We start from the raw sequence: 26,427 nt of genomic DNA, 5'->3' as shown, positions 1-26,427 counted from the left end.
ACGCTGAGCGGCACGGAAAGCGTCAATGAGGAATTGTAGCCCTAGCGCGGCGAAGCCGATCGGTAGGAGTACTGACGTTAAGCTTGCTGGCTACGCTTGTTTCACGAAGGTATTCGTTTGCCTGGTAATGGCCATTTAGAATCAGCTGGAGTCCTGAGAGGGCACCTCAAAGGTCTTATTAATCCAGGTTATCGAGCGATCAGTTCGGCAATTCGCTGGGCAGCTGCTTTTACTTCCGTGATAGCGGTCTCTTTATCTAGATCCTCCATGGCCACCACGCCCACACAGGCCTCAATGGTAGGGCGAAACGATGTGGACGAGATAGCGCTGGCCACGCCTACTGCCCCGCGTTGTAGCTGCCCATGAGTCAGGCTGTAGCCGTCGAGTCGTGCCTGCTTTATCGCCTCACCTTCTTCCGGGTGAGAGGGCCGTTCGGCAAGGATGGCAATACCGGCAGCGCCCAACGTCAACGGATGGCGGCTACCCACTCGGTAGCCGATTTGCAGAGGCATTTCTCCTGACTCTGCCACCATTAACACAACGCATTCCTCCCCCTGAGCGACAGAGATGAAAGCGGTGGCGCGGGTGGCTCTGGCTAGTGCTTGCAAGAGTGGCTGGGCAATAGCGCGTAGATGAGGTTCAAAGCGAGACGCAAGCAGTGCCGTACCAGCACCCAGGCGAATGGGGCCTTCGGGGGTGCGCGTAATCAGCCCATGGCTGGCCAGAGTGGTCACGATGCGGTAGGCAATGGCTCGATGAATATCGAGGCGTTCAGCTAGATCGGCAATGGAAATGCCATCGCTATGCTCGGAGACAATTTCCAGTGCCTTGAGTCCGCGATCAAGCGTTTGCAACGTGTTGTTAGCCATAGAAAGGCACCTCGGTATTAGGGTTCGGTAAGTGGGCGCGATAACAGGACTCAATAGTTAGCCAAGCGATACAGACTAACGCAGCTACGCTGAGGAGTTGACTCGCCGACAGAAACTGCCTACCTTCATTGTGCATTAAAAGAAACTAAGTGTTCGATAAAAGTAAAATAAATACGAGCCACTTAATTTTACGGAGCCCTTCATGGCATCAGTGTCTCACCGTTCTGGTAGTGCATCAGGCGAGTGCCCTTTTCAACCATCACAGGCGTCCGTGGCATTATCGCCTACCGGTTGCCCTGTCTCCCCTGAAGCGGCCGAATTCGATCCCTTCGATGCGCCTTATCAGCTTGACCCCGCTGAGGCGCTGCGTTGGTTCCGCGAACAGGAGCCGGTGTTCTACAGTCCCAAACTCGACTACTGGGTCGTGAGCCGCTATGAAGATGTGAAGGCGGTTTTCCGTGACAACGTCACCTTCTCGCCCTCTATCGCGTTGGAGAAACTAACCCCCGCACCGCCCGAGGCGACGAAAATTCTCGAGGGCTACGGTTTCGCAATGCGTCGTACCATGGTCAACGAGGATGAACCGGATCACATGGAACGCCGCCGCCTCCTGATGGATGCCTTCCTGCCCGAGAACCTTGAGAAGCACGAAGCGTGGGTACGTGAGTTGGTGCGTGACTATATGGATTGCTTCATCGACAAGGGGCGTGCGGATCTGGTGGGCGAGATGTTTCGGGAAATTCCCATGACCGTCGCACTGCGCTTCCTGGGTGTTCCCAATGAGGATGCCAAGGAACTTCGCAAGTTCTCGGTTGCCCACACGCTGAATACCTGGGGCCGCCCATCCCCGGAGCAGCAACTGCAGATTGCCGAGGATGTGGGTCAATTCTGGAAAACCGCACAAACTATCCTCGACCGCATGTGTGCCGACCCCAGCGGCGAGGGATGGATGTACGACTCAATCCGCATGCACAACCGGCATCCTGACATTGTGCCGGAGAGCTATTTGCGCTCGATGATGATGGCCATTCTTGTGGCTGCCCATGAGACCACCGCATTCGCCACCACCAATGCCTTTCGTACTCTGCTATCGAACCGGGAGTCATGGAACGACATCTGCGAGAACCCTGCTTTGATCCCCAGCGCCATCGAGGAGTGCCTGCGCGCCGCCGGTTCGGTCGTGGCCTGGCGACGTATCGCTACCGAAGACACCCTGGTAGGGGGCAAGAAGATTCCGAAGGGGGGGAAGCTGTTAATCGTGCAGGCGTCGGCCAACCGCGATCCGAGACACTTTGAAAATCCTGACGAGTTCGATATCTACCGTCATAACGCAGCGGAGCACTTCACTTTCGGCTACGGTGCGCACCAGTGCATGGGGAAGAATATCGCCCGCATGGAAATGCGCATCATCCTTGATGAATTTGTCCGTCGGTTACCCCATATAGATCTGGTCGAGGACCAATCGTTTGAGTATCTGCCCAACACCTCTTTTCGTGGGCCCACGTCGCTATGGGTGGAGTGGGAGCCTGCGCAGAATCCTGAACGGCGACACCACGCTGTGTTGGAGAACCCTACGCTTTTCCATATTGGTGCACCTATCAAGGAGGATATCGTGCGTCGGGTCGTGGTCGCCGAGGTGAAGCGTGAAGCTGAGTCGGTGATCCGTGTTGGTTTGGTGGATCCCCATGGGCGTGAGTTACCCGACTGGACCCCCGGTTCGCATATAGAGCTGGTATCGGGAGAGTGGCGCCGCTACTACTCACTGTGCGGGACACGCGATGACCGTAACCGTCTTTCCATCGCCATCCTGCGTGAGCCCGAGGGGCGCGGCGGCTCGGTGCACTTCCACGACACGGTCAAGCCGGGGGATGTACTGCATATTGCTGGTCCCAAGAACCATTTCCACCTGGACGAGACGGCAACGCGCTATACCCTGATTGCCGGTGGTATTGGCATCACGCCGATTATTGCCATGGCGGATCGACTCAAGGCTCTCGGCAAGCCCTATGTACTCCACTACTGCGGCGCTGGGCGGCGAACCATGGCCTTTTTAGAGAGAGTTGAACGTGACCATAGCGCCGCGCTAACCCTCCATGCCGGTGATGAAGGGTGTCGCCTTGATCTACCGAGTGCACTTAGCAGCCTAGCCGAAGGTGAACAGGTTTACGCCTGCGGCCCTGAGCGCCTGCTGGAGGCGCTTGGGTCGCTGGCGGAGAAGTGGCCCGAGGGTACCTTGCACGTTGAGCACTTCACCGCTCGCTCCAACATCCTCGATCCTGAGAGCGAGCACGCCTTCGAAGTAGTACTGGCGGACTCCGACCTGACGCTGCAGGTCGGTAACCACCAGACCCTGCTTGAGGCGCTAACCGCGGCGGGGTGGATGTGCCGAGCGACTGCTGCGAAGGCCTGTGTGGTACCTGCGAAGTGGCGGTGACCGAGGGGCATATCGATCACCGAGACCTAGTGCTCAGCCGAACTGAGCGTGACGCCAATGATCGCATGATGGCCTGCTGCTCGCGGGCAGCGGGCAAGCGTCTGACTCTGGCGCTCTAAACGTTAACACCCTTAAAAGAACCTCTGTTTTACACTGGCACCATCGGGTACATGAACCATCAAAAAGGATAATCACAATGAAAAAAATGGCGACGTTGACCACCTTTTCAGCCCTGATGCTCTTGAGCTCTTTTCAAGGCGCGACAGCGGCCGATACCGTGCTTCAGGTGAGTACCTGGGCGGGCCCTAACCACGGCGTTAATACCATCGTCTGGCCCACTTGGGGGAAATGGGTTGAAGAGGCGACGGACGGTCGCGTCAGTGTCAATGTGACCCACGACCTTGGGCCGCCTAACGCGCAAATGGAGTTGGTGGCAGACGGCGTCGCCGATGTCACCTGGCTCTTCCACGGCTTAATGCCAGGGCGCTTTGAGCTGACCAAGCTACCGGAATTCCCCACCTTTGAAGACTTTTCATCGGAAAACGCCTCTGTGGCTTACTGGCGTACTCACCAAGAATACCTAAGCGATGCCAGTGAGCATCGTGGTGTAGAGGTACTAGGGTTGGGCGTGCATGGCCCTGGGGCGCTCTTTCTCGCTGAACCGATCGAGAGCCTTGACGACTTGCAAGGTAGGCGTGCGCGTATAGGGGGCGGCGTGATGGCAGATATTTCCAGCGCGCTAAGCCTCACCGGTGTCGCCCTACCGCCAGGTGGGACATACGAAGCAGCCACGCAAGGGTGATCGACGGTGCAATGCTAACCCTTGAGGGACTTAAGAGCTTTCGATTAGCCGAGGTATTGCCCTACACGGTACAAATGCCGGGTGGCTTCTATCGTGGCAGCTTTTCCCTGGTCATCAATCCCGATACCTGGCAGTCGCTTTCCGAGCAAGACCGTAACGCCATTATGGATGTCTCAGGCGAAAAGTTGTCCCGCCTGTTTGGTTTCATGATGGATACCGTCGATGTGCGTGGCGTTGAGTTTGCCAAGGAGGAGGGCAACACCTTTATCGAGTTGCCTTCTGAAGAGGTCGAAAACTTCATGCAATTGGCGGCCAACCTTCCCAGCGACTGGTTTGAAGTGGCAGCTGCGAAAGATGTTGATGGAGAGGCCGCCCGCGCATTCTTTCTCGAACAATTGCAGGTTGTTGCAGGTGACGATGAAGGCCTGAGCGCTGACGATGTGGTTGATCCTGACGCCTAAACTACGTGTTTTTAATGTGCTAACTCGTATTCAGTCAATGCTGCCTCGCTTAGAGAAAGAGATATTGGCAAAACGTATCGGAATGAGGGAGTCTTGATCTAGGCAGTAATAGGCTTTTGGTGAGTATAGCGTTTCTGAGGAGCTGTATTGCTCATAAGCGAACTCGTTGAGTTCGCTTATGATGTGGCTGAATAATTGTGGGTTATTTATTCGATCTGGCCATGGTTGTCAGGTTTTTAACTAGAGATAAAAATAAGTTAGAACTTATGAAGTGATACTGTTAAGGCTCTCTATGCTTTATGCATAAGTTGCCTGCTAAGTCTTCAACGACAGGTATGGCGTCAAGTTTGTCACAGTCGCCTGTTAAGCAGTCTCCCGTTTTAATGTCAAACGCCGCCCCATGCGCACTGCATAGAAAACGGTGGCCATCTGATGAAATGATACTGTCCGACCGATAGTTTAAAGGTAAATATTGGTGAGGGCAGGCATTAACGTAGCAATAAATCGTGCCATTTATGCGTGTTGCAATAACCGGGAAAGATCCATTGCTGCTCATTACTTCCACGCAGCGTGCTTTGCCTTCTGGTATAGCGCTAGAAGGGCAAATAACAGCCCCCTCTTGGGGGGCATTTTCATAGTTACGCCAAGCGTCATGCACGGTGTGCCCTTTTACTATTCAGCGGTACTTTGCAACACGCCGCGGTTAATCTGATCCTCTTCGATGGACTCGAAAAGTGCTTTAAAATTGCCCTCTCCAAAACCATCATCGCCTTTACGCTGGATGAACTCGAAAAAGATGGGGCCAATCACCGTTTTGGAGAAGATTTGTAGCAAAATTCGGGTTTCACCGCCGCCCACGACACCTTCGCCGTCAATCAAAATGCCACGGCTGCGCAGTTTATCGAGAGGCTCCTGGTGGTCTTTAACACGCTCTAGCGACTTTTCGTAGTAGATGCTCGGCGGGCCAGGCATAAATTCGAGACCTGCATCAGCGATTAAGTCAGTACCGGAGTAGATGTCGTTTGTGGCAATGGCGATATGCTGAATGCCTTCGCCGTTATATTCGCGCAAGTACTCTTCAATCTGACTGTGATCGTCGGCACTTTCGTTAATGGGTATGCGAATTTTACCATCTGGAGAAGTCAATGCACGGCTGGTAAGACCTGTCATTTTACCGGTGATATCAAAGTAGCGTATTTCGCGGAAGTTAAAGGTGTCATGGTAAAACTTATACCATGTGTCCATATTGCCGCGAATAACGTTATGAGTGAGGTGATCAAGATAGTAAAAACCAAACCCCTTAGGATTAGGATCTACCTCATCGAACCACTCAAATTCGTTTGAATAACAGCTGCCTTTTTCGCCATACGTATCAATAAAGTAAAGCAGCGAACCGCCTATGCCAATAACCGCAGGCGCATCGATGGACTTATTACCTGTGAACTCTTCTGCACCCAAGTCGACGGCACGTTTTAGCGCATGCTGAGCATCAACGACGCGCCAAGCCATTGCTGGAGCACAGGGGCCGTGCGCCTCAATAAATGCTGACGCATGCGAGTTAGGCTCACTGTTAAGCAGGTAGTTGATATCGCCTTGACGATAAACGGTGATCGACTTGTCACGATGTTTTGCAACGGGAACGAAACCCATTTGCCGAAATAAACTATCTAGTTTTTCCGGCTCGGGGTGTGCAAATTCAACAAACTCGAAGCCATCTGTGCCCGCTGGGTTTGCATCATTTATGGTTGCTTTGGGTGCGTCATGAGGGAAGGGGCCCATCGTTGTCTCTCCTTTATTGTCTTGTTGGGTGACAAGTTCAGTATAGGGAAGAGCCGGTACAATTAGGTTGCAAACTAACCTAAGATGCAGCCAAATAGTGCATAGAGTGTGCGCAAAAGGAGTGCTGTATGCACGGAATTTCATTGGATCGTTATGATCTTGCAATTTTGTCAGCATTGCAAAAGAACTCAGCCCTCACCAATTCAGAGCTGGGTGAGCGAGTCAGCCTGTCTCCCTCTCAGTGCTCCCGACGCAAAGCGCGGCTAGAAGCCGAAGGTGTGATTAAGGGCTATTCGGCTAGGCTTGATGCTACTAGCCTAGGGTTTGGGCTGCGCGCTATCACCAGGGTTAATCTCAAAGCTCATGGTGAAAGCATGGATGATGATTTTGTGACATTACTGACGAAGCACGCCATGGTTCGTGAGGCCTATTCTGTGTCGGGAGACGCAGACTATGTGTTACATATCATCGCCAAGGATCTAACAGCGTTTTCGGACTTTATTCATCATCATTTATTACCTCATCCTAATGTCACCCAGGTTCGCTCTGAAATAATACTGCGTAGTATGAAAGAGGAGCAGGGGTTGCCGGTGGAAGGTGGCTAAGTAACTGCGTTTGTTTTGTGCTGTGAGGGTTCTATGCGTCTTAAATTTCACTGTCAGAATCGAATCGGCATTCTTCGCGATATTGTGGCCCAATTTGCTGACTACAGAATTAATGTCGCGCGAGGTGAAGTGGGGGGCGATCACGGCAGTACCATCTATCTACATGTCCCACAATTACTTAATGCTCAGTTGAGTACGCTTAAACCAGTATTGGAAGGCATTCCCGGTGTGTTTGGCGTTAAGCGCGCCAGCTTGATGCCCAGCGAACGGCGCCATTTGGAGTTGGATGCGCTGCTATCCTCGCTTTCTGACCCAGTGATGTCGATAGATATGCAGGGTCGGATTGTGGCGGCCAACCGTATTGCTGTCCAGGTATTGGGGGTGCGTGTTCAAGAAGTACCAGGGCTCTCGCTGGATCGTTACCTTGATGAGGTAGATCTTCCCGATTTAATTCGCCGTAACAACTCACGCATCAATGGGCTGCGAATCAAGCTGAAAGGCGATACCTATCTTGCTGATATAGCTCCCCTGCACACCGAAGACACGAATGTAGATTCATTAGCCGGAGCGGTTGTGACGTTACATCGTGCTGACCGCATCGGTGCCCGTATTTATCAAGTACAGCGCCAAGAGCTGCGTGGCTTTGAAGCCATCTTTCAATCGAGTTCGCGATTGGAGGCCGTGATCAACGAAGCGCGTCGCATGGCGCCATTGGATGCACCGCTACTGATTATGGGTGAAACGGGAACCGGGAAAGAGCTGGTGGCCAGGGCCTGTCATTTGGCCAGCCCCCGTGGGCAAGCGCCGTTTGTGGTGCTTAATTGTGCTGGGCTTCCTGAGTCGATGGCCGAAACAGAGCTTTTCGGTTACGCACCCGGTGCCTTCGAGGGCGCTCGCCCGGAAGGAAAGCTTGGCCTTCTGGAGCTTAATGCAGGCGGTACGGTCTTTCTTGATGAAGTCGGTGAAATGAGCCCTCGGCTGCAGACGAAACTGTTACGCTTCCTTCAGGATGGCGGATTCCGTCGAGTTGGGAGCGACGAAGAAACCTTTCTTGATGTGCGGGTGATCTGCGCCACTCAGCAAAACCTACCTCAGCTATGTAGTGAAGGTCTGTTTCGGCTAGATCTTTATCACCGTCTCAATGTGCTCTCTCTACAGGTGCCCCCTTTGCGTGAATGCCTGGACGGCATCGAAGACTTGGCGGCCTATGTGCTTGATCGTGCGGCGCGTCAGATAGGCTGTCCTTTACCGGAGTTTTCGACTGCTGCGTTGGAAAAGATAACCGGCTACGACTGGCCGGGTAATGTGCGTCAGTTGGAAAATGTGCTGTTTCAGGCGGTGTCATTATGCGAAGAGACGGCCATTCAGCCAGCGCATTTGCGCCTTCCGCCGAGCGAAGTGTCGCCTGCGCTTACTGGCATTCCCTTAGAGGGAAGCTTGAGCGACATGTTAGGGGAGGTGGAAAGAAATATCTTAAGTACGTTGTATCAACAGTATCCTTCCAGCCGCCAGTTAGGAAAGCGGTTGGGCGTTTCGCACACCACTATTGCCAATAAGCTCAAGCGTTACGGCATTGGTGCTCAAGAAGATTCTTAAAAAGTCCCATGGCAGGTGAATTAACTGTCACGATTTGTTTACGGGGTGTCAGAAAAACGCAACGGCAAGACCCCTGCCCTCGGCATATCCTCTTAAGCGTAACGATTAGTTTACAGTTGCACCTCTCTTATGTGGGTAGCATCGCGCCCAATGCGATGTGACCCCATTCCTGCCCTATCGCTATCCCCATAGACTCTTTATAGATTGCTCTTGATGACTGGTTGATCACAGTTGGTTGGCTTTTATAAGTAGCTAATCGCTCTTAAGTAGCTGTTCTAGCTGCTCATAAATAAATAGCCTAAAAACAATATAAATTTATAAGGTTTCCCAATGACAACGACAAATACGCCTCCCAATACGCTGTGGCTGGGCCGCTGGGGATTTGTACTGGCAGCCACTGGTTCTGCAGTGGGACTCGGTAATATCTGGAAGTTTCCTTACATCACGGGCGAGTTCGGGGGTGGCGCTTTCGTGCTGGTCTACCTGGCCTGCATATTGGCGGTAGGCGTCCCCATCATGATGGCTGAAATCAGTTTTGGCCGCCGCGGGCGAGGAAGCCCGGTTGACGCTATCCGTCGGGTGGTGCATGAGTCGGGCCATGGTAGTTTTTGGTCGATCTTTGGCTGGATGGCCATGCTCTGTGGTTTCATGATTCTGTCGTTCTACGTCGTAGTCGCTGGCTGGTCATTTTCCTATCTGTGGAAAATGCTGAGCGGCGGACTGGCCGGTAATAGCGTCGATGACATGGCGGCAATTTTCGCCGCTAATAATGCCAACCCTTTCACGCTAGGTGCTTGGAGTACGCTAGTGACGGTGCTGACCATGTTCATCGTCGGCAAAGGCGTACAGGCTGGCATTGAAAAGAGTGTCAGCTGGATGATGCCAGGCATGGTGATCATGCTGGGTATATTGATCGGCTACGGTGCTTTTTCCGGTGGCTTTGCTGAAGCATGGTCTTTCCTGTTCTCTTTCAATACCGAAGGGTTAAGCAGTGAAGGATTATTAGCAGCGCTGGGGCATGCCTTCTTTACCTTGTCGCTCGCATCGGGTGCGATTCTTACCTACGGCTCTTACCTGCCAGAAGGGCACTCCATCGCGCGCACGACATTCAGCGTGGCCATTGCCGATACCGTTGTTGCACTAATGGCAGGCTTGGCTATTTTCCCGATTATTTTCGCAAACGGAATGAATCCCGGCCAAGGGCCAGGATTGATCTTCATGAGCTTGCCATTGGCCTTCCAAGCGATGCCGTTTGGTACGCTGTTTGGCGTTCTGTTCTTTGTCATGCTGTCGATGGCTGCGCTTACGTCGTCGATTTCGATGATTGAGGCGACAGTCGCCTGGCTTGTTGCAAGCAAAGGGCTGACGCGTAAACGAGCATCGTGGGGTGTGGGTATCGTGCTGTGGTTGGTGAGTACCTTGGCAATGCTGTCATTCAACATGGGCGCGGATTGGACGTTTGCAGGTCGCACTTTCTTCGATTGGCTGGACTACTTGACCTCCCCTGGATGATGCCGTTAGGCGGTTTGGGTATGGCGCTAATGGCAGGTTTCCTGCTGCGTACTGAAATATTCAGGGCGGAGCTAGGGCTCTCCCGTACCCAGCATGCACTGTGGCTATTTATGGTGCGTTACGTCAGCCCATTAGGCATCGTGTTAATTTTCATTGATACGCTGGGCCTAGCGACACTCCAGATAGGTACTCAGTGGCCGTGGTTGCTAGCACTGCTGGTGCTGATCACCGTGGTAGGAGAGTTCGCTAGCCCGCGATTACGTCAACCGGCTTCCTGAAGCTTTTCAGGAACAAGTGCTCAATAGATCTGAATAGAGAGATTGAAGCGCTCCCATCCACAGATGGGGGCGCTTTACGTTAGAGGGATACAATGAGCCGGTTTGCCTGCTGCAAGTTGCCTTGCCACTTCCTGCTCAAAGTGTGGTTCTAGCGGTTTCTCCAGGTCATTGACGAGTGCATTGAGCGTAGCGCCTGCTTCTGCTTTAAGTTGTGGGCTAACGTTGCGGTTGACGTTACATAGCAGCGTTTTGTTAGCGAATCGGAATAGCGTCTCTTCTTTGATATTACGTAGCACGAAATTGGAATTGACCTGGGAAATGCCATCCAAGGTGAAGAGTTTCTCATTCAGAAAGCGGTCATAAGCCGCCATGTCTTCGATAACCACTCGCAGAACGAAATCCGCGTTGCCGGTAGTGGCATAGCACTGCAGCACTTCTGGGTATTGCAGGATGCGGTTTTCGAACTCGACAGTATTGTCAATATGGTGGCGAACCAACGTCACCATCACCAATGCCGACAGTGGCTGGCCCACCAGGCTGGGTTCCACCAACGCCGCAAAGCGGCGGATCACGCCACTATCTTCCAAAGCCTTTACACGTCGCCAGCAGGCGGCGGGGGATAGCCCGATCTGTTCGGCGAGCTCATTGTTGGTAATGCGCCCCTGTTGCTGAAGCAGGGTAAGAATGCGCTGATCATGCCTGTCTAAGGTGATTAGTTTGGTCGCTTCTTTCATAGTGCCATTTCATTTGTTTGTGGTTTGTTGAATATCATTGCGTTAAATCTCAAAAAATGAAAGTAATGATCAATAACCAGGCTTTTGAAGAGTGAATTAGCAAGCACCTTTAGTGCGCTCTTGGCTAGACTCAAGCGTATTACAACCATAACTCTTCAACCGTACTGGTGAACTCCCATGACAACCCCCTCGATCGCTGAGCAGGCGGGTTCTATTGCCCAGCCTCTCGATATTGCACTCGATGACAATCTTCTCGATGACTATGCGCTGGCCGATCGCTATACCCGCGGAGAAGGCCGTGTCTTTCTCACAGGCACCCAGGCATTGGTGCGTATCGCCTTACGCCAAGCCGAGCTTGATTGCCACAATGGCCGCCACACGGCAGGACTCATCAGCGGCTATCGAGGCTCGCCCTTAGGCGGTGTAGACCAAGAGATCTGGCGGGCGAAAGCCGCCATGGAAGAGCACCACATCGATTTTGTCCCTGCTATAAACGAAGACCTTGCCGCCACCATGATGCTGGGTTGCCAGCAAGTCGAGACAGACCCCGATAAGCAAGTAGATGGCGTGTTTGGCATGTGGTACGGCAAGGGGCCTGGCGTTGATCGCGCGGGCGATGCCTTAAAGCACGGTAATGCCTACGGTAGCTCGCCGACTGGCGGTGTGCTGGTGGTCGCCGGGGATGACCATGGGTGTGTGTCGTCCTCCATGCCACACCAGTCTGATGTCGCCTTTATGGCGTGGTTCATGCCGGTAGTGAGCCCTGCATCATTGGCGGAATATGAACGCTTTGGGCTTTGGGGCTATGCACTTTCACGCTTCTCGGGTTGCTGGGTGGGTTTCAAAGCCGTTTCTGAAACCGTAGAGAGTGGCGCGTCGGTGGACGTGCCTCCCTTGCCAGAATATGTAACGCCCGATTTCGATATGCCGGAAGGCGGGCTGCACTACCGCTGGCCCGATCTGCCGGGGCCACAGCTTGAGACTCGCCTTGAGCACAAGCTGGCTGCCGTTCAGGCGTTTGCCACGGCCAATCCGATTGATCAGTATCTATTTCGCCAGGAACAGGCGACTTTTGGGCTAGTCACCACAGGCAAGGGCCATCTGGATTTACTTGAAGCGCTGCGTTTGTTGGGGCTGGATGAAGCCAAACTGCGTGATCTAGGGATTGAGATATATAAGGTCGGGATGGTGTGGCCGCTTCATCGCCCCGGCATCCTTGAGTTTATTCATGGCAAGCGCGAGGTGCTGGTCATTGAAGAAAAGCGCGGCATTATCGAAAGCCAGCTGAAGGAGTACATGTCGGAACCCGATCATCCAGGCGAGGTCATCGTGACCGGCAAGCAAGATGAAACCGGCAAGCCCTTGATTCCCTTTGTTGGAGAGCTGAGCCCGCGTCTCTTGGCAGGCTTCGTGGCAGAGCGTTTGGAGCGCTTTTTCAAGATTGATTTTAGCGACAAGCTGGCAACCGTTGATGCTTGCCAAGCCGGCGTTAAGGAGCTCGGCGGTGTACGCCGCATGCCCTATTTCTGCTCCGGCTGCCCGCATAATAGCTCGACTAAGGTACCCGAAGGCAGCAAGGCGCTGGCGGGTATCGGATGCCATTTTATGGCTTCGTGGATGGATCGCAGCACTGAATCGCTAATTCAGATGGGTGGCGAAGGTGTTAACTGGGTGGGCAAGAGCCGCTTTACCGGCAATGGCCATATTTTCCAGAACTTAGGCGAAGGCACCTGGTTTCACTCGGGCTCAATGGCCGTGCGCCAGGCAGTGGCTGCCAACGTTAATATTACCTATAAAATTCTGTTCAACGACGCGGTTGCCATGACGGGCGGCCAACCTGTAGATGGGCAAATCAACGTGCCCATGATTGCCCGGCAATCGCTGGATGAGGGCGTTCGCCGAGTCATGGTGGTCAGTGACGAACCGGAGAAGTACCGGGGGCATGAAAAGGAATTCCCTAAAGAGGTTACCTTCCATAGCCGCGAAGAGATGGATACGCTGCAGCGTGAGCTGCGCGAAATTCCAGGCTGTACGGTGTTGATTTATGATCAGGCATGCGCGGCTGAGAAACGTCGTCGGCGCAAGCGCGGTCAGTTGGAAGACCCTGCCCGCCGGGTGTTTATCAACCACCATGTTTGCGAAGGCTGTGGTGATTGTTCCGTACAGTCCAACTGTTTATCGGTGGTGCCTCGCGAGACCGAGCTAGGTCGCAAGCGCAAAATCGACCAGTCCTCCTGTAACAAGGACATGTCCTGCGTCAGTGGTTTTTGTCCCAGCTTTGTCACTGTAGAAGGTGGCGGGCTGCGTAAAGGCCAGGGCGTTGCGGCAGATAATGCCTTTTGGAAACGTATAGCGCATTTGCCTAGTCCTGCTATCGCCCCTTTGAATGCTCCTTATGACCTGCTGGTAGGGGGCGTTGGTGGCACGGGGGTGGTGACCGTCGGGCAACTGATCACCATGGCGGCACACCTGGAAGGCAAGGGCTCCAGCGTGCTCGACTTTATGGGGTTTGCGCAAAAAGGTGGGGCAGTACTGAGCTATGTGCGCTTGGCATCTCAGCCCAGTGAGCTTAATCAGGTACGTATCGAAGCGGGGCAGGCCGATGCGATGATCGCTTGCGATATGGTGGTGGCGAGTTCTCAAAAGCGCTGAATGTGCTGCAGCCGACCACGCGTATTGTGGCGAATCTGGCCGAGCTAGCCACAGCGGATTATGTGCTTTATCGCGATGCGGATATGCAGCCCAGCAAGCGTCTTAACATGTTGCGTGAAGCGGTAGGAGATGAACGCTTTGCTTCTCTAGATGCCAATCGCCTAGCTGAACAGCTGCTAGGGGATACCGTATTCTCCAATATGATGATGCTCGGGTTTGCCTGGCAGCAAGGGCTGGTGCCGCTTTCTGAGCCTGCGCTGCAGCGTGCTCTAGAACTCAATGGCGTCGCAGTGGAAAAGAACCGCCAAGCATTTGCCTGGGGCGCTTGGCAGCGGTGGAACCCGATTACCTCCAGCAGCACCTGGATAAGATGCCACTGTCCGCGAATGCCACACTGGACGAAGTGGTAGCGCGTAATCGTCGCCACCTGGAGCGCTATCAGAACCGAGCCTGGGCTGAACGTTACGTGACCCAGGTGACTAAAGTGCGTGAAGCAGAAACAGCGCTAAAATGTGGCCAATCACTGAGTGAGGCCGTTGCTCATCAGCTCTATCGTTTGATGGCGTATAAAGATGAGTATGAAGTGGCACGACTTTACACCCAGAGCGATTTTCTGGATGAGATCAAAGCAACGTTTTCTGGTGATTACCAGTTAACCTTCCACTTGGCGCCGCCGCTTATAGGTGGTCGTAAGGATGCTCAGGGGCGTCCAGTGAAGCGCCGCTTCGGCCCCTGGATGCTGAAGGCAATGGGCGCGTTGGCAAAGATGCGCGGTTTGCGCAACACGGCTCTCGATCCTTTCCGCTTCAGCGCCGACCGCAAGCTCGACCGCGCCTTATTGGCTGATTACGAGCAGCTTATCGATGAGTTAGTGGCTCGTCTTGATGGCACTAATCATGGGACTGCCTTGGCGCTGGCTAAGCTGCCGGAAGAGATTCGTGGTTTCGGGCCAGTCCGCGAAGCTGCCGCCGAGAAAGCCAATGAGCGCCGTGAGACGTTGCTGGTGGAGCTACGCGAAGGTCACTCGAAGACCATCGCTGTCGAAGCCGCTTGAGTTGACTCATATAGGTAAGAACAGGCCACGTAATGCGTGGCCTTTTGCTATGCATCTATACAACGACCCACTAAGCCTCTTTTCGGCGGCGTACCAGCAGCCAGTGGCTTAGCAAGGCGAGTAGCCCCATCAGCCCGATCGTCAAGGCCATGGTGCGCGAGCTGCCGTCGTGGAATTGCCCGACTAATCCACCTACCACAGCGGCAATTGTCATTTGCAGAAAACCAAACAAGGAAGATGCCGCGCCTGCACATTGAGGGTTGGGCGCCAGTGCACCGGCCATTGTTTGTGGCATCAAAATGCCCACCCCCAGCATAAACACTATATGGGGGCCCACCACCGCCCAGGGGTGATGGACGCCAACGGCAGCCAAGCCCGCCATGACGACACCCCCAGTTGCGCAGATTACGGTGCCTAGGGTAATGAGGCGATCACGACCCAAGCGGTGGCTATATCGGCCGCTGACCAGCGTCCCGACGAAGAAGCCCGCGACAATCAGCGTGAACAGCACGCCATACAGGGTAGGTGCGGCGCCCATGTACTCGATGAGCACAAAAGATGAGCCAGAAAGGTACGCGAATAACCCGGAGAACGCGGCAGCATTCACCAAGGTGTAGCCAATAAAGGCACGCTGAGTCAGTAGTAAGCGAAAGTTAGCCAGTACGGATTTCGGGTGGATCGATTGCCGCCGCTCCTTCGCCAACGGCTCGGGCAGCATAAGTATCAGCACCGCCAGCATCACTGCCGCGTAGAGCGCCAGCACCACGAACACCGATTCCCAGCCAAAAAACAGCAGTAACCCCGCGCCTACCACAGGGGCCAGAGCAGGGGCGAGCGCCATGGTACTTGCCATATAGGCGAGGATACGTCCGGCCTCGATGGGGCCATGAATATCACGTACCGCTGCCCGTGCTAATACCGGTCCAGCAGCACCGCCGAAGGCCTGCAAAAAGCGGCCTGCCAGTAACCACTCGACGCTAGGCGCCCAGGCACACAGTAGGCTCGCAGCGAGAAACAGCGATAACCCTGCGATCATCACCGGGCGGCGGCCAAAGCGATCAGAGATTGGCCCGCACAATAGTTGGGCCAGAGCGAATCCAGCCATATAGAGGCTAAGGGTCAGCTGTATTCGGTCTGGGCCAGTATTCAGTGCTTCTGCCATGGCGGGCATGGCTGGCAAGTACATATCCGTCGCCAGCGGGCCGAGTGCAGTCACCGCGGCTAGGGCCACGACGGTGGCGGTAGAGGGCAGCTTTAGCACCCCTTAACTCCTTATGGTTGGACGTGATGCCCCTTCGGACACGAGGCGGGCGCCTTCCCGAATGGAAAGACGCCCGCTTATGTTAGCCAGCTAAGTATAGCTTGACTTAGCTGGCGTCAGGCTGCGCCTCTGGTGCTGCCTTTTCGAAGGCTGGCAGTGAACGGCAATTGGTAACGATACGTTGGATCGCCGGATAGGCTGACAAATCGCACTCGAAGCGTTCTGCGTTATACACCTGGGGAACTAGGCAGATATCCGCAAGCGTTGGGGTGTCACCATGGCAAAAATCTCCGCTGCTGGGGGCATTGGAGAGCGTTGCTTCCAGGGCGGTGAAACCCTGGGCAATCCAGTGGTGGTACCAGGCTAGCTTAGCCGCTTCATCCGCTCCCATTCCTCTCACTAGATACTTGAGTACCCTCAGATTGTTGAGTGGGTGAATCTCGCAGGCCACCGACTGAGCGAGCGCACGAACCCGAGCCCGCTCTAACGCGTTAATCGGCAGCAGGGCGGGCTCTGGGTGCACTTCATCGAGATACTCGCAGATCGCCAGTGATTGGTTAATCACCGAGCTATCGTCCAACACCAGGCTAGGCACTAGCCCCTGAGGGTTGCGCATCAGGTGGTCGTCACCCCGTTGCTCACCTTTCACCAGGTTGACCGGGATCTGGTCATAATCCAGTCCCTTAAGGTTTAAGGCAATACGCACCCGGTAAGCAGCCGACGAGCGGAAATAGCCGTAAAGCGTCGTCATGTTGCCATCCTTTATTTGGGCTGGTACTGCACTACTTGCTGATCGATCGTACCAAATATGTTGTTGCCATTGCGGTCAAACATCTCGATACGAACCCGGTCGCCAAAGCGCATAAAGGGAGTTTTTACCTGGCCGTACAGTATCTGCTCCACCATGCGCACTTCGGCTAGACAGCTATAGCCAACGCCACCGTCAGCCACCGGCTTTCCAGGGCCGCCGTCGGGGTCTGGGTTGGAAACGGTGCCTGAACCAATGACAGCGCCGGCACCGAGATAGCGGGTCTTAGCCGCATGGGCCACCAGCTGTGGAAAGTTAAAAATCATATCTGGCCCGGCTTCAGGCTCGCCAAACTTCTCGCCATTCAAGTGCACGGTCAGTGGCAGGTTCACTTTACCATCCTGCCAGGCATCGCCCAGTTCATCCGGGGTCACCGCAATGGGCGAGAAAGAAGAGGCGGGCTTTGCTTGGAAAAAGCCGAAGCCCTTTGCGAGTTCACCTGGAATCAGACCACGCAGACTCACGTCGTTGACCAGCATCACTAGCTTAATGTGCTTGGCGGCTTCCACGGGGATACTGCCATCGGTACGTCACCCGTAATGACCGCGATCTCGCCTTCAAAGTCGATGCCATGCTCTTCACTAACCGCCTCGATATCGTCGGTGGGTGCCAAGAAGCAGTCGCTACCGCCCTGATACATGAGCGGGTCTGTCCAGAAGGTGTCAGGCATCTCGGCATTGCGCGCCTGGCGTACCAGCTGGACATGGTTCAGATAGGCGGAGCCGTCAGCCCACTGATAGGCACGCGGTAAAGGGGAGTGCAGCGCACTCTGATCAAGCTTAAACGCGTTTTCAGCACCACCTTTATTAAGCTGAGCATAGCGCTCTTCAAGCTGAGGGCTAACCGCTTCCCAGTTCTCGAGGGCAGCCTGAAGTGTGGGAGCAATATCAACGGCGCTCACAGCGCGGGAGAGGTCACGCGAGACGATGATGAGTTCTCCGTCGCGGCCCTTCTTAAGTGTTGCCAGTTTCATAGTGATTCAATCCTTGTCGTCAGGGTGGTATAGGGTTCAGGGCTGGCTTGGGTTGAAGTGGGAGCGCAGCGTCGACCAAACATCCACATAATCACGTTGACGGAAGTCAGCATTCAGTGCCGCAGGGGTCGGGTGAAAGAAGTAGCGGCTTTCAAACATGAAGGCCAGTGTATCGCCTATGAAGTGGGGCTTAAGCTCCGCGTTGGAGGCCTTTTCAAAGGTCTCAGCATCGGGGCCGTGGGGCGACATTGAGTTATGTAGACTGGCGCCACCAGGGGTGAAACCTTCCGCTTTTGCATCGTACTCGCCATGAATAAGCCCCATAAACTCGCTCATTAGATTGCGATGGAACCAGGGTGGCCTAAAGGTATTCTCGGCAACCATCCAGCGTGGCGGAAAAATCACAAAATCAATATTAGCCATTCCCAGTGTATCGGAGGGTGATGTCAATACGGTGAAGATTGACGGATCCGGATGGTCGAAGCTCACCGTATTGATGGTGTTAAAGTTGGCGAGATTATATTTATAAGGCGCGCAGTTGCCGTGCCACGCCACCACATCTAACGGTGAGTGGTCGAGTTTGCTCTCCCAGAAACGACCAGAGAACTTAGCCACTAGGCGGTAGTCGCCCTCCAGGTCTTCATAGGCCGCCACAGGGCTTTGGAAGTCACGCGGGTTTGCTAGGCCGTTAGCCCCGATAGGGCCGAGGCCGGGCAGCTCTAAAGGACTACCGTAGTTCTCGCAAATATACCCCCGTGCAGCCTCAACACCCTGAGCTTTACGCACTTGGAATTTCACACCGCGAGGAATGACGGCAATTTCACCGTTATCGATCTCAATGTCACCAAATTCGGTACGTAGACGAATGGCCCCCATTTGCGGAACGAAAAGCAGTTCTCCATCGGCGTTGTAAAAAAACCGCTCGGTCATGTCCTTATTAAAGGTGTAGACATGCACGCCCACGCCCGCTTGAGTACCCGCATCGCCGTTCACCGCAATGGTAAACAAGCCATCGATAAAATCAGTCGGTTCATTAGGTAATGAAACGGGATCCCAGCGCATCTGGTTAGGATCCGCCGCTGGCTTGTCTAACGGGGCCGTGTGTACGTTGTTATTTTCTAGTGGCTGGTAAGCGCTCTGAACGACAGAAGGGCGAATGCGGTAAAGCCAACTGCGAAAGTTTTGATGACGTGGCGCTGTGAATGCGGAACCGGTTAGTTGTTCAGCGTACAAGCCATAAGCACAGCGTTGAGGTGAGTTTTGCCCAATCGGCAGTGCACCCGGCAGCGCTTCGGTTGAAAAGTGATTATGAAATCCATTTTGATATTTCAATTGTTCATTCATTGTTAAGACCTGCTTTATTGGAACGTTATTTTGATAAAGCTATATTTTGATAAAACTGTATGTTGATAAACCAAGGGGCGCGGCTATTGATCGCCATCACCAACCGCATGGGAAATCGCTTCTTCAAGCACGGTTTGATCGCCGATGTGATTAGCAAGTAAGAGAATCAGGCGTGCATTGATGCGCTCGCTCTCTGTTTCGCTGCGGTCGCGATGTAGCGCCGTGAGCGCAGCGTAAAAGGCGTCTGGATCAGTGAAGTTCGAATTCAGCTCAAGCCTTGGCATGGCAGCTTTCCTGGAAGGTAGTGTCAGCGGCACCCGCAAGATAAACGCCCAGCGCGCGGTCTAATGCGTCTTCAACCCTGCGGGCCATGATGGCGTGCCAGCGGGCAGCAACGTGTTGATCAGGGCGAATAAGGTACCCGCCACCTGCTTTCAGGCCATATCGTTGTGTCACTAGCCCCTCGGAATCGTCTACGATGGTTGTGCGCGGTAGAGCGCTAAGCTCATCCGTTGCTGGGCCAACGACCACCAGGCTTAAATCAGTGCGACGGCCTAACAGCTCTTTCAACGGCGCGGCAAGCGTGTCGGTGTGTCCATCCTCAAAGCGGCCGTCGAGTAACAACACAAAGCCATCGCCAAATTGATTGAGTAGCCAGGCGTTCTCTTCTCTCAATCGAATGGGAGCGTCCTTGGCCGGGCTGCCGGGGCGCAGTTCTCTCGGGCCACCATTAACATCGGGTGTATTGAGCGGTGAGGTGTCATAGCGGCAGGGCATGGAAAGGCGACCGCTGTTGACCAGGCTACGTGCGAAGGCATGTTTCTCAGCCAGCTCCAGCGTCACATCTCGGAACACTTGGCTGATATGGCTCTTCGGGGTAATAAAATCAGTGGCGCGGGTCGAGTTAAGGATGTTCTCTGCCGCGCCATGCTGGCGCTCAGTGTTGTAGGTGGACAAAAGCGTTTTTGGCGCCTGCTGTTTGAGAACGCGGGCTAGTTTCCACACTAAATTATCCACACCCTGTAGGGCACCATTGGCGCCCCTGGCGCCAAAGGGGGATACCTGATGAGCCGCGTCACCTATGAATATCACGCTATGGTGAATGAAATTATCCATCTTACGGCAGCGGAAGGTGTAGACACTGGCCCACTCAAGCTCGAACTCCACGTCTTGGCCAAGCATTGCCTGAACTCGTGGGCGAATGTTCTCTTCTTTCTTTTCTTCTTCCGGGTCAGCATCACATCCTAATTGAAAGTCGATACGCCACACATTGTCCGGTTCTTTGTGCAGCAGGACTGACTGATTGGGATGAAAGGGCGGGTCAAACCAAAACCAGCGTTCTGTAGGGAAGTCGGCCTTCATCACCACATCAGCAATCAGGAATCTGTCCTGAAATACTTGGCCTTTGCACTCAAGGCCCAGTATGTCTCGGATTCGGCTGTTAGCTCCATCCGAGACGAGGAGGTAGTCACAAGTCAGCTGGTAATCACCGTCTTGGGTAGAGACCTTGATGGCGGAGCACTCAGGCTGAGCATCGACATCAATGACCTTATGTTTCCAACGAAGGTCAATTTGCTCTGGAAAGTCGTGAGTGCGGTTGACCAGAAACTCTTCAAAGTAATACTGCTGTAAGTTAATAAAGGCGGACATACGGTGGCCGTCTTCTGGCAGCAGGTTGAAGTCATAGACCTCGCGATCCTGGAAGAAGACGCGACCGTGCTGCCAGGTGACGCCTTTTGCAAGCATCGGCTCGACGCAACCCAGGCGGTCTACAATTTCCAGCGAACGTTTAGCAAAACACAGGGCCCGCGACCCCACGCTAACGGTGTTGTTATCGTCCAGAAGAATCGAATTAACGCCTTGGTGAGCCAAGTCGATGGCGGCGGCGAGGCCGCTAGGTCCCGCTCCGACAATCACTACCGGATAGTGGCGAACTTCTTGAATATCGAGTTCAGGCGGGCGCCGATAAGGATAGACAGGATTTTTATAGGTTGTTGGCATCTATTTGCTCCCGTTCAGCGTCGGGTGCGTGACACCCGACTGCTGGGCATGATCAGTGGGTGTCACTGGTGGCACTTACTGATTTTCGACGGCGTCCTGTAGCGAGTGCCACATAGCGGTATCGCGTTCTGCCGTCCAGATGCGGGGATCCGGGTACTCGCCGCCTGCTTCGTCGTAGCAGCGAGTGATATCGAAAGGCACACAGTGATCGAAGATGACCCAGTGACCATACTTCAGCTTAAGTACCGCGTAGGTCTCGGCGTAACACTCGGAGAGAGACTTGCCCGCCGCCTTGCCCGCTTTAACACTTCCATACATATCATTTAGGAAGTCGCGAGTGCCCTGAATGGCTTCCTGGCACTGTTCGGCAGTTTGCAGTGCATCACCGCGGCCGGGCACCAGCTTTTGGGGCTGCATGGATTGCAGGCGATCAAGCGTGGCAGGCCAGTCCTCGTGGTAAGCGTCACCGGTGTAAGGGGTGGCGCCATACTCAACGAGGTCACCGGAGAACATTACTTTTTCCTGAGGTAACCAAACGATGGTATCGCCCTTGGTATGTCCGCGGCCTAGGTGAATGATTTGTACCTCACGCTCACCCATGTAAACCGTCAGCTTTTCTTGAAAAACTATGTTTGGCCAGGTTAAGCCAGGCACAGAATCCACACCCTTGAACAGGCGAGGGAAACGACCGACTTCTGACTCATAGTCTTGCTGACCACGCTCGTTGATCAGGTCATAGGTGTTCTGGCTAGCGTAGATATTCTCTGCATCGTATGCGGAAGCGCCGAGAACACGCACGGCATGGTAATGGGTCATTACCACATGCTTAATCGGTAGGTCAGTCACTTCGCGGATACGGCGGATGACATCCTGAGCCATGACGGGCGTTGCCTGGGTGTCGATAACCATCACGCTGTCATCGCCAATCACGATGCCCGTATTGGGGTCACCTTCAGCAGTGTAAGCATAGAGCCCTTCTGCCAGCTTGGTGAAGCTGATCTTCTTCTCTTCGGTATCGGCATGGGACGCGAATTTCTTGCTCATGATATCTCCGGTGCTATCAGGGTGATTCAGGTATTCATTGAATTGTTGTGTGCTTGAAGGATAGTTTCTAATGAAACTAAATGTCCAATGTTTCATGGACGAATCACTCTGTCTTTTGCATCGTATTGACGATAATTCTTAATAAATCAGGTGATTATTGCAAATTAATACTTAAGTATAATAAATAAAATCGTTAAATTAGTTGCAAGGGAGAGTATCTGTCGGCACTGTTCCACCTTATGATAGGTGCATTGCTGGAGCCTACATTCCCAGCTATCGTGCGGATTTTGGTCATCACCACTTCTGATAAACGGTGGCTTTAGGAGAAACAAAATGACGATGGATAAAGCAGACGGCGATGTGTCACTGGAATCTTCAGCCAGGGTAGAGCTGGATCTCAACCAATTTTTACCCTATCAGCTTAACCGTTTAGCTGACCGAATCAGCCAGGCGTTAGAGAAGCTTTATGCCGAGTCTTATGAACTCAATATTGCCCAGTGGCGTGTGCTTGCCTGGCTTAGCCACTGTGATGATTTAACCGCTAAGAAGGTCTGCGCTTACACCAATATGGATAAGGCTCGCGTGTCTCGCGCTATTCAGTCACTGGAAGACCGTGGACTGATAAGCCGCACGCCCTCACAGCAGGATCAGCGACTACATGACTTGCAACTGACGGACGCCGGACAAGCGCTACTCAATAAGTTAGTGCCCGAAGCCCAGGCGTGGGAGGCCGGCCTGGTGTCGACCCTGAGCGTTGGTGAATATCGTGATCTGCTTAATACAATGCGCAAGCTTGAACGGCAACTGGAGAGAATTGGCTAGAGGCTTGATGCTGGGAAGTCGAGCCCAGGTGACAAATCGCATTTTTGCCGGTGGTGTGTCGTTAGTGTATTGATAGATAAGATTTGTGTAACAAAAGAATGGGCGAAAAATAGCCCCATATAGCCATTGATAGTCACTCGAAGAAACAATGCTTTTGGTGTAAGTGGTTGTAGTTTAAGTTAATAATGTAAATTAATACTTAAGTATTAGAATCTATTAGTTGATGGATCGTTGCATGATCCACGTATCTAAAGGCATTGTGATAAATAACGTGATTCGTATAATTTCTATATTTTAATAATAAAGTATCACGTTAGGCGCAATGAGTGATTAACTAGCAATCTCACCCACCGCACGCATGGCTTATCAACATCATTCAACAAAAACGATGAGCGCTTTACCCAGTTCGTGACGACCAGAGGAAAGAGAAGTGAATAAAACAACAACCTGATGATCGGCGCTATTGCCGCCGCAACGCTGAGCACCTCCGCCTTTGCACAAAACGACAATCACCGTGAGTACCTGGGCTGGTCCCAATCACGGCATCAACACCATGGTATGGCCAACGTGGAAAGCGTGGATTGAAGAAGCCACTGACGGGCGCGTGACCGTTGACGTTGTGCACGACCTCGGACCTCCCGCCTCCCAGATGGAGATGGTCGCCGACGGCATTGCTGATGCTACTTGGGTATTCCATGGCTATAACGCAGGGCGTTTTCTGGCCACTCAGTTACCCGAATTTCCTACCTTTGAAGACTTCTCCTCGGAGAACGCCTCTGCTGCTTATTGGCATACGCATCAGGGCATTTAGCCCAAGCTGATGAGCATCGCGGCGTTGATGTGGTGGCTGCGGGGGTACATGGCCCGGGTTGGATCTTTAGTCGTGAGCAGTACCAAACTCTTGCTGATTTAGAGAACGAGCGCATTCGCGTCGGCGGCGGGGTCATGGGAGATCTCTCTAATGCCCTTAATCTGACCGGCGTGGCTTTGCCGCCAACCGGGGTCTATGAAGCTGGCTCTCAGGGCGTTATTGATGGCGCTATGCTGGTGCCGGAAGGCCTTAGAAGCTTTCGGGTAGCCGAGGTATTTCCCTATACCTTGACGGTGGATGGGGGCTTTTATCGAGGCAGCTTCACCATTGTAGTGAATCCGAGTATCTGGGATGAGATGTCTGCAGAAGATCGTGCCGCTGTGGAAGACGTCTCGGGTGAGCGGTTATCGCGACTGTTTGGCTACATGATGGATGTATCCGATGAGCGGGGCGTCGAGTTCGCCGAAGAGCAGGGCCATACCTTTACAGCCCTCGGCGACGAAGATCTTGAGACGCTGCGCGGTATCAGTAGTGATCTGGTTGACACCTGGTCCGAGAACGTAAGTGAACGGGGTGTCGATGCGCAGGCGGCGCTCGATTACTTCCACCAACAGCTTGAAGAAGCTGCTACACAAGAGAGCGTGGCATCCTTAGTGCCACAATCATAATTACCCTTCGCCAAGTGGAGGGCGACTATGCAGATCCTGACGTCTCGCTGGTCAAATGTCGGTAGGGTCATGCAGCTGGCGCTGGAGGGGGTGGCGGGTGCCACCCTCTTTGCCTTGATGCTGCTGACGACTGCTGATGTAGTAGGCCGTTATTTCTTTAATTTACCTATCCTTGGAACCGTCGAGTTGACCCAGCAGATGCTGGCCGCTGTGGTGTTCTTGTCACTGCCAGTAGCATGCTGGCGTGAAGAGCACGTTAGCGTGGATCTCTTGGATGCCATATTCCCTGTGCGCTGGATATGGCTGCGCCAGATGATCGTCAACTTAATTATCGCCGTGGCTTTATGGGTGATCGCTACACGGGTTTGGGCACTGGGCGTGCGTGCTTTCGAGTGGGGCGATGTCACTGAGTTTCTACGCATTCCCGATGGTTACCTTATTTACCTGATTGCCATCATGCTGTTTCTTTCCGCTCTACTCACCCTCGGTCGAGCGGTGAGTTACCTCCTAGAAGGCGTGGGTGTGATTAAGTGCGGTGGCCCAGTCAGCCAGGGAGATAAGCATGATTGAAGCACTTTATGGGTTTGCAGCGCTGTTGATATTGGTATTCCTGCGCATGCCTCTGGCTTTTGCCATGGGGATCGTGGGTTTTGTGGGCTTCTACTACCTGACCGGTAACTGGAACGCGGCTGAAGCCATGGCGTCGCGCCGGGTAGTCGACACCGCTAGGGACTACGGTCTATCGGTGATACCACTGTTTATCTTGATGGGTAACTTGGTGTCCCATGCTGGGCTCTCTGATGCGCTATTCCGGGCCTCCAATGGTTTTCTTGGACACCGTAAGGGCGGTCAGGCGATGGCCACCATCGTGGCTTGTGGTGGTTTTAGTGCTATTTGTGGGTCGAGTCTTGCGACCTGCGCCACTATGGGGCGTGTTGCCATGCCCCAGATGCGCAAGTACGGCTACAAGGACTCGCTGGCGGCAGCCTCCATTGCAGCGGGCGGAACCCTTGGGATACTGATTCCTCCCAGCGTGATGCTGGTGATCTACGGCATCATTACTGAGACCAGTATCCGTGAACTGTTTGCAGCGGGCTTTATTCCCGGCATATTGGGCATTGTGATGTATCTCGGCGCGGTTAAGTGGGTTCTGTGGCGTGATCCCAGCGCTGGGCCAGCGGCCGAAAAAGTACCCTGGAACGAGCGCCTTGCGGCCCTAAAAAATGTGGGGAGTACCCTGGCGCTGTTCGTATTGGTTATCGGCGGCATCTATTTGGGTATATTCACCCCAACGGAAGCGGCGGGTATTGGCGCAATGGGTGCCTTTGTGATTGCGCTGCTCAAGCGTGCTTTGACGTCGACTATACTCATGAATGTCCTGATGGACACTGTGCGAACAACAGCGATGCTGTTTGCGGTGGTGTTGACGGCGCTAATCTTTGCTAATTTCATTAACCGCGCGGGGCTTCCCAATGACCTCCTGGCGTTGGTCACCGGGCTGAACGTGGCCCCCTTCGTGGTTATTCTCGTCATCTTGGCCATTTACGTACTGCTAGGCTGTGTATTCGAAAGCATGTCCATGATGCTGCTGACCGTGCCAGTCTTCTTCCCGGTCGTGGCGGGGCTTGGCTATGATTTGGTGTGGTTCGGTATTCTGGTGGTTATCGTCATTGAGATCAGTTTGATAACGCCTCCTGTCGGTATGAACGTGTTCGTACTGCGTGCCGTATTACCGGACGTATCGACAGGCACTATCTTCCGCGGCGTCACCCCTTTCTGGGTCGCCGGTACCATACGCGCACTACTGGTGCTTATATTCCCAGCGATCGTGCTTTTCCTGCCGCAGTTACTGTATTAAAACTACGCTATTAATACGGTTCTATTAACGTCCTTGCTAAACAAACGGATGACAGGGTTAA

16 protein-coding genes and 6 pseudogenes are annotated in these 26,427 nt (G+C 53.7%); 11 read left to right on the top strand and 11 right to left on the bottom strand.

Annotated features, from left to right (window positions below):
* Positions 1 to 188 precede the first annotated feature (188 nt).
* On the bottom strand, positions 189 to 869 hold the full coding sequence (locus tag FDY98_RS20085; protein ID WP_022521418.1) for an IclR family transcriptional regulator: 681 nt from the start codon (positions 867 to 869) through the stop codon (positions 189 to 191).
* A 202-nt stretch (positions 870 to 1,071) separates the two neighbouring features.
* Between FDY98_RS20085 and FDY98_RS20080 the strand changes: the two are divergent.
* From FDY98_RS20080 to FDY98_RS29715, 3 genes and pseudogenes are all read left to right on the top strand, one after another.
* Positions 1,072 to 3,422: pseudogene (locus FDY98_RS20080) on the top strand (cytochrome P450/oxidoreductase).
* A gap of 77 nt (positions 3,423 to 3,499) precedes the next feature.
* Positions 3,500 to 4,105 (top strand): hypothetical protein, encoded by a 606-nt coding sequence (locus FDY98_RS29720; protein ID WP_442907995.1) that lies wholly within the window; start codon positions 3,500 to 3,502, stop codon positions 4,103 to 4,105.
* Entirely contained in the window at positions 4,102 to 4,566 is a 465-nt protein-coding gene (locus FDY98_RS29715; protein WP_442907994.1) for a hypothetical protein, read from the top strand. Before FDY98_RS29720 ends, FDY98_RS29715 begins: the two co-directional genes overlap by 4 nt.
* Before the next feature lie 280 nt (positions 4,567 to 4,846).
* On the opposite strand, the gene FDY98_RS20070 is transcribed toward FDY98_RS29715, so the two are convergent.
* Both FDY98_RS20070 and hppD read right to left on the bottom strand, forming a co-directional pair.
* Positions 4,847 to 5,224: a Rieske (2Fe-2S) protein gene (locus tag FDY98_RS20070; protein WP_081742564.1), complete on the bottom strand. Its 378-nt coding sequence runs from the start codon at positions 5,222 to 5,224 to the stop codon at positions 4,847 to 4,849.
* 14 nt (positions 5,225 to 5,238) lie between these two features.
* Positions 5,239 to 6,345, bottom strand: a complete 1,107-nt coding sequence (gene hppD / locus FDY98_RS20065; protein WP_022521422.1) for a 4-hydroxyphenylpyruvate dioxygenase — start codon at positions 6,343 to 6,345, stop codon at positions 5,239 to 5,241.
* Positions 6,346 to 6,473: 128 nt separating this feature from the next.
* Here hppD and FDY98_RS20060 point away from each other — a divergent pair, with 128 nt between their 5' ends.
* The 3 genes and pseudogenes from FDY98_RS20060 (at position 6,474) to FDY98_RS20050 (ending at position 10,336) form a co-directional block, all read left to right on the top strand.
* Positions 6,474 to 6,950 (top strand): Lrp/AsnC family transcriptional regulator, encoded by a 477-nt coding sequence (locus FDY98_RS20060; RefSeq protein WP_022521423.1) that lies wholly within the window; start codon positions 6,474 to 6,476, stop codon positions 6,948 to 6,950.
* Positions 6,951 to 6,983: 33 nt separating this feature from the next.
* Positions 6,984 to 8,546, top strand: coding sequence for a sigma-54-dependent transcriptional regulator (locus FDY98_RS20055; protein WP_155706115.1), 1,563 nt, complete (start codon positions 6,984 to 6,986; stop codon positions 8,544 to 8,546).
* Between the two features lie 330 nt (positions 8,547 to 8,876).
* Positions 8,877 to 10,336: pseudogene (locus FDY98_RS20050) on the top strand (sodium-dependent transporter).
* A 252-nt stretch (positions 10,337 to 10,588) separates the two neighbouring features.
* Here FDY98_RS20050 and FDY98_RS20045 read toward each other — a convergent pair.
* Positions 10,589 to 11,070 (bottom strand): annotated as a pseudogene (locus FDY98_RS20045) (Lrp/AsnC family transcriptional regulator).
* 177 nt (positions 11,071 to 11,247) lie between these two features.
* Here FDY98_RS20045 and FDY98_RS20040 point away from each other — a divergent pair.
* A pseudogene (locus tag FDY98_RS20040) lies at positions 11,248 to 14,776 on the top strand (indolepyruvate ferredoxin oxidoreductase family protein).
* 70 nt (positions 14,777 to 14,846) lie between these two features.
* Here the strand turns inward: FDY98_RS20040 and FDY98_RS20035 are convergent.
* The 7 genes and pseudogenes from FDY98_RS20035 to FDY98_RS20005 all read right to left on the bottom strand — a co-directional run bounded on the left by FDY98_RS20035 (position 14,847) and on the right by FDY98_RS20005 (position 22,207).
* Entirely contained in the window at positions 14,847 to 16,037 is a 1,191-nt protein-coding gene (locus tag FDY98_RS20035; protein ID WP_009286072.1) for a multidrug effflux MFS transporter, read from the bottom strand.
* Between the two features lie 106 nt (positions 16,038 to 16,143).
* A complete protein-coding gene (gene maiA / locus FDY98_RS20030; protein ID WP_027958352.1) occupies positions 16,144 to 16,788 on the bottom strand; it encodes a maleylacetoacetate isomerase in 645 nt (214 codons plus the stop codon).
* 11 nt (positions 16,789 to 16,799) lie between these two features.
* Positions 16,800 to 17,818: pseudogene (locus tag FDY98_RS20025) on the bottom strand (fumarylacetoacetate hydrolase family protein).
* Between the two features lie 36 nt (positions 17,819 to 17,854).
* Entirely contained in the window at positions 17,855 to 19,162 is a 1,308-nt protein-coding gene (hmgA, locus tag FDY98_RS20020) for a homogentisate 1,2-dioxygenase (RefSeq protein WP_027958350.1), read from the bottom strand.
* Positions 19,163 to 19,245: 83 nt separating this feature from the next.
* Positions 19,246 to 19,446, bottom strand: coding sequence for a DUF2783 domain-containing protein (locus tag FDY98_RS20015; protein ID WP_027958349.1), 201 nt, complete (start codon positions 19,444 to 19,446; stop codon positions 19,246 to 19,248).
* The gene (locus tag FDY98_RS20010) at positions 19,433 to 21,163 is read right to left on the bottom strand and encodes an FAD-dependent oxidoreductase (RefSeq protein WP_009286069.1); all 1,731 of its coding nucleotides are present in this window, start codon (positions 21,161 to 21,163) and stop codon (positions 19,433 to 19,435) included. The genes FDY98_RS20015 and FDY98_RS20010 overlap by 14 nt, the downstream gene beginning before the upstream one ends.
* A 75-nt stretch (positions 21,164 to 21,238) precedes the next feature.
* Entirely contained in the window at positions 21,239 to 22,207 is a 969-nt protein-coding gene (locus tag FDY98_RS20005; RefSeq protein WP_027958348.1) for an MBL fold metallo-hydrolase, read from the bottom strand.
* A 333-nt stretch (positions 22,208 to 22,540) separates the two neighbouring features.
* Between FDY98_RS20005 and FDY98_RS20000 the strand changes: the two genes are divergently transcribed.
* From FDY98_RS20000 to FDY98_RS19985, 4 genes and pseudogenes are all read left to right on the top strand, one after another.
* Positions 22,541 to 23,029, top strand: coding sequence for a MarR family winged helix-turn-helix transcriptional regulator (locus tag FDY98_RS20000; RefSeq protein ID WP_022521435.1), 489 nt, complete (start codon positions 22,541 to 22,543; stop codon positions 23,027 to 23,029).
* A gap of 450 nt (positions 23,030 to 23,479) precedes the next feature.
* Positions 23,480 to 24,508 (top strand): annotated as a pseudogene (locus tag FDY98_RS19995) (TRAP transporter substrate-binding protein).
* A gap of 27 nt (positions 24,509 to 24,535) precedes the next feature.
* Positions 24,536 to 25,078: a TRAP transporter small permease gene (locus tag FDY98_RS19990; RefSeq protein WP_022521436.1), complete on the top strand. Its 543-nt coding sequence runs from the start codon at positions 24,536 to 24,538 to the stop codon at positions 25,076 to 25,078.
* Positions 25,071 to 26,366: a TRAP transporter large permease gene (locus FDY98_RS19985; protein WP_027958347.1), complete on the top strand. Its 1,296-nt coding sequence runs from the start codon at positions 25,071 to 25,073 to the stop codon at positions 26,364 to 26,366. The genes FDY98_RS19990 and FDY98_RS19985 overlap by 8 nt, the downstream gene beginning before the upstream one ends.
* Positions 26,367 to 26,427: the final 61 nt, after the last annotated feature.

It is taken from the genome of Halomonas sp. PA16-9 (assembly GCF_009728585.1).
Lineage (GTDB): Bacteria > Pseudomonadota > Gammaproteobacteria > Pseudomonadales > Halomonadaceae > Vreelandella > Vreelandella titanicae.
The sequence above is the reverse complement of the archived record's forward strand: the minus strand, read 5'-3'. Positions and strand labels throughout refer to the sequence as shown.

Bases quoted from the DNA above. Each gene is read 5' to 3' on its own strand.
- FDY98_RS29720 (WP_442907995.1), top strand. From the start codon at position 3,500: ATGAAAAAAATGGCGACGTTGACCACCTTTTCAGCCCTGATGCTCTTG.
- FDY98_RS20055 (WP_155706115.1), top strand. From the start codon at position 6,984: ATGCGTCTTAAATTTCACTGTCAGAATCGAATCGGCATTCTTCGCGAT.
- FDY98_RS20010 (WP_009286069.1), bottom strand. From the start codon at position 21,163: ATGCCAACAACCTATAAAAATCCTGTCTATCCTTATCGGCGCCCGCCT.
- hmgA (WP_027958350.1), bottom strand. From the start codon at position 19,162: ATGAATGAACAATTGAAATATCAAAATGGATTTCATAATCACTTTTCA.
- FDY98_RS20085 (WP_022521418.1), bottom strand. From the start codon at position 869: ATGGCTAACAACACGTTGCAAACGCTTGATCGCGGACTCAAGGCACTG.
- FDY98_RS20005 (WP_027958348.1), bottom strand. From the start codon at position 22,207: ATGAGCAAGAAATTCGCGTCCCATGCCGATACCGAAGAGAAGAAGATC.
- FDY98_RS20000 (WP_022521435.1), top strand. From the start codon at position 22,541: ATGACGATGGATAAAGCAGACGGCGATGTGTCACTGGAATCTTCAGCC.
- FDY98_RS19990 (WP_022521436.1), top strand. From the start codon at position 24,536: ATGCAGATCCTGACGTCTCGCTGGTCAAATGTCGGTAGGGTCATGCAG.
- FDY98_RS20060 (WP_022521423.1), top strand. From the start codon at position 6,474: ATGCACGGAATTTCATTGGATCGTTATGATCTTGCAATTTTGTCAGCA.
- FDY98_RS20015 (WP_027958349.1), bottom strand. From the start codon at position 19,446: ATGCCAAGGCTTGAGCTGAATTCGAACTTCACTGATCCAGACGCCTTT.
- maiA (WP_027958352.1), bottom strand. From the start codon at position 16,788: ATGACGACGCTTTACGGCTATTTCCGCTCGTCGGCTGCTTACCGGGTG.
- FDY98_RS19985 (WP_027958347.1), top strand. From the start codon at position 25,071: ATGATTGAAGCACTTTATGGGTTTGCAGCGCTGTTGATATTGGTATTC.
- hppD (WP_022521422.1), bottom strand. From the start codon at position 6,345: ATGGGCCCCTTCCCTCATGACGCACCCAAAGCAACCATAAATGATGCA.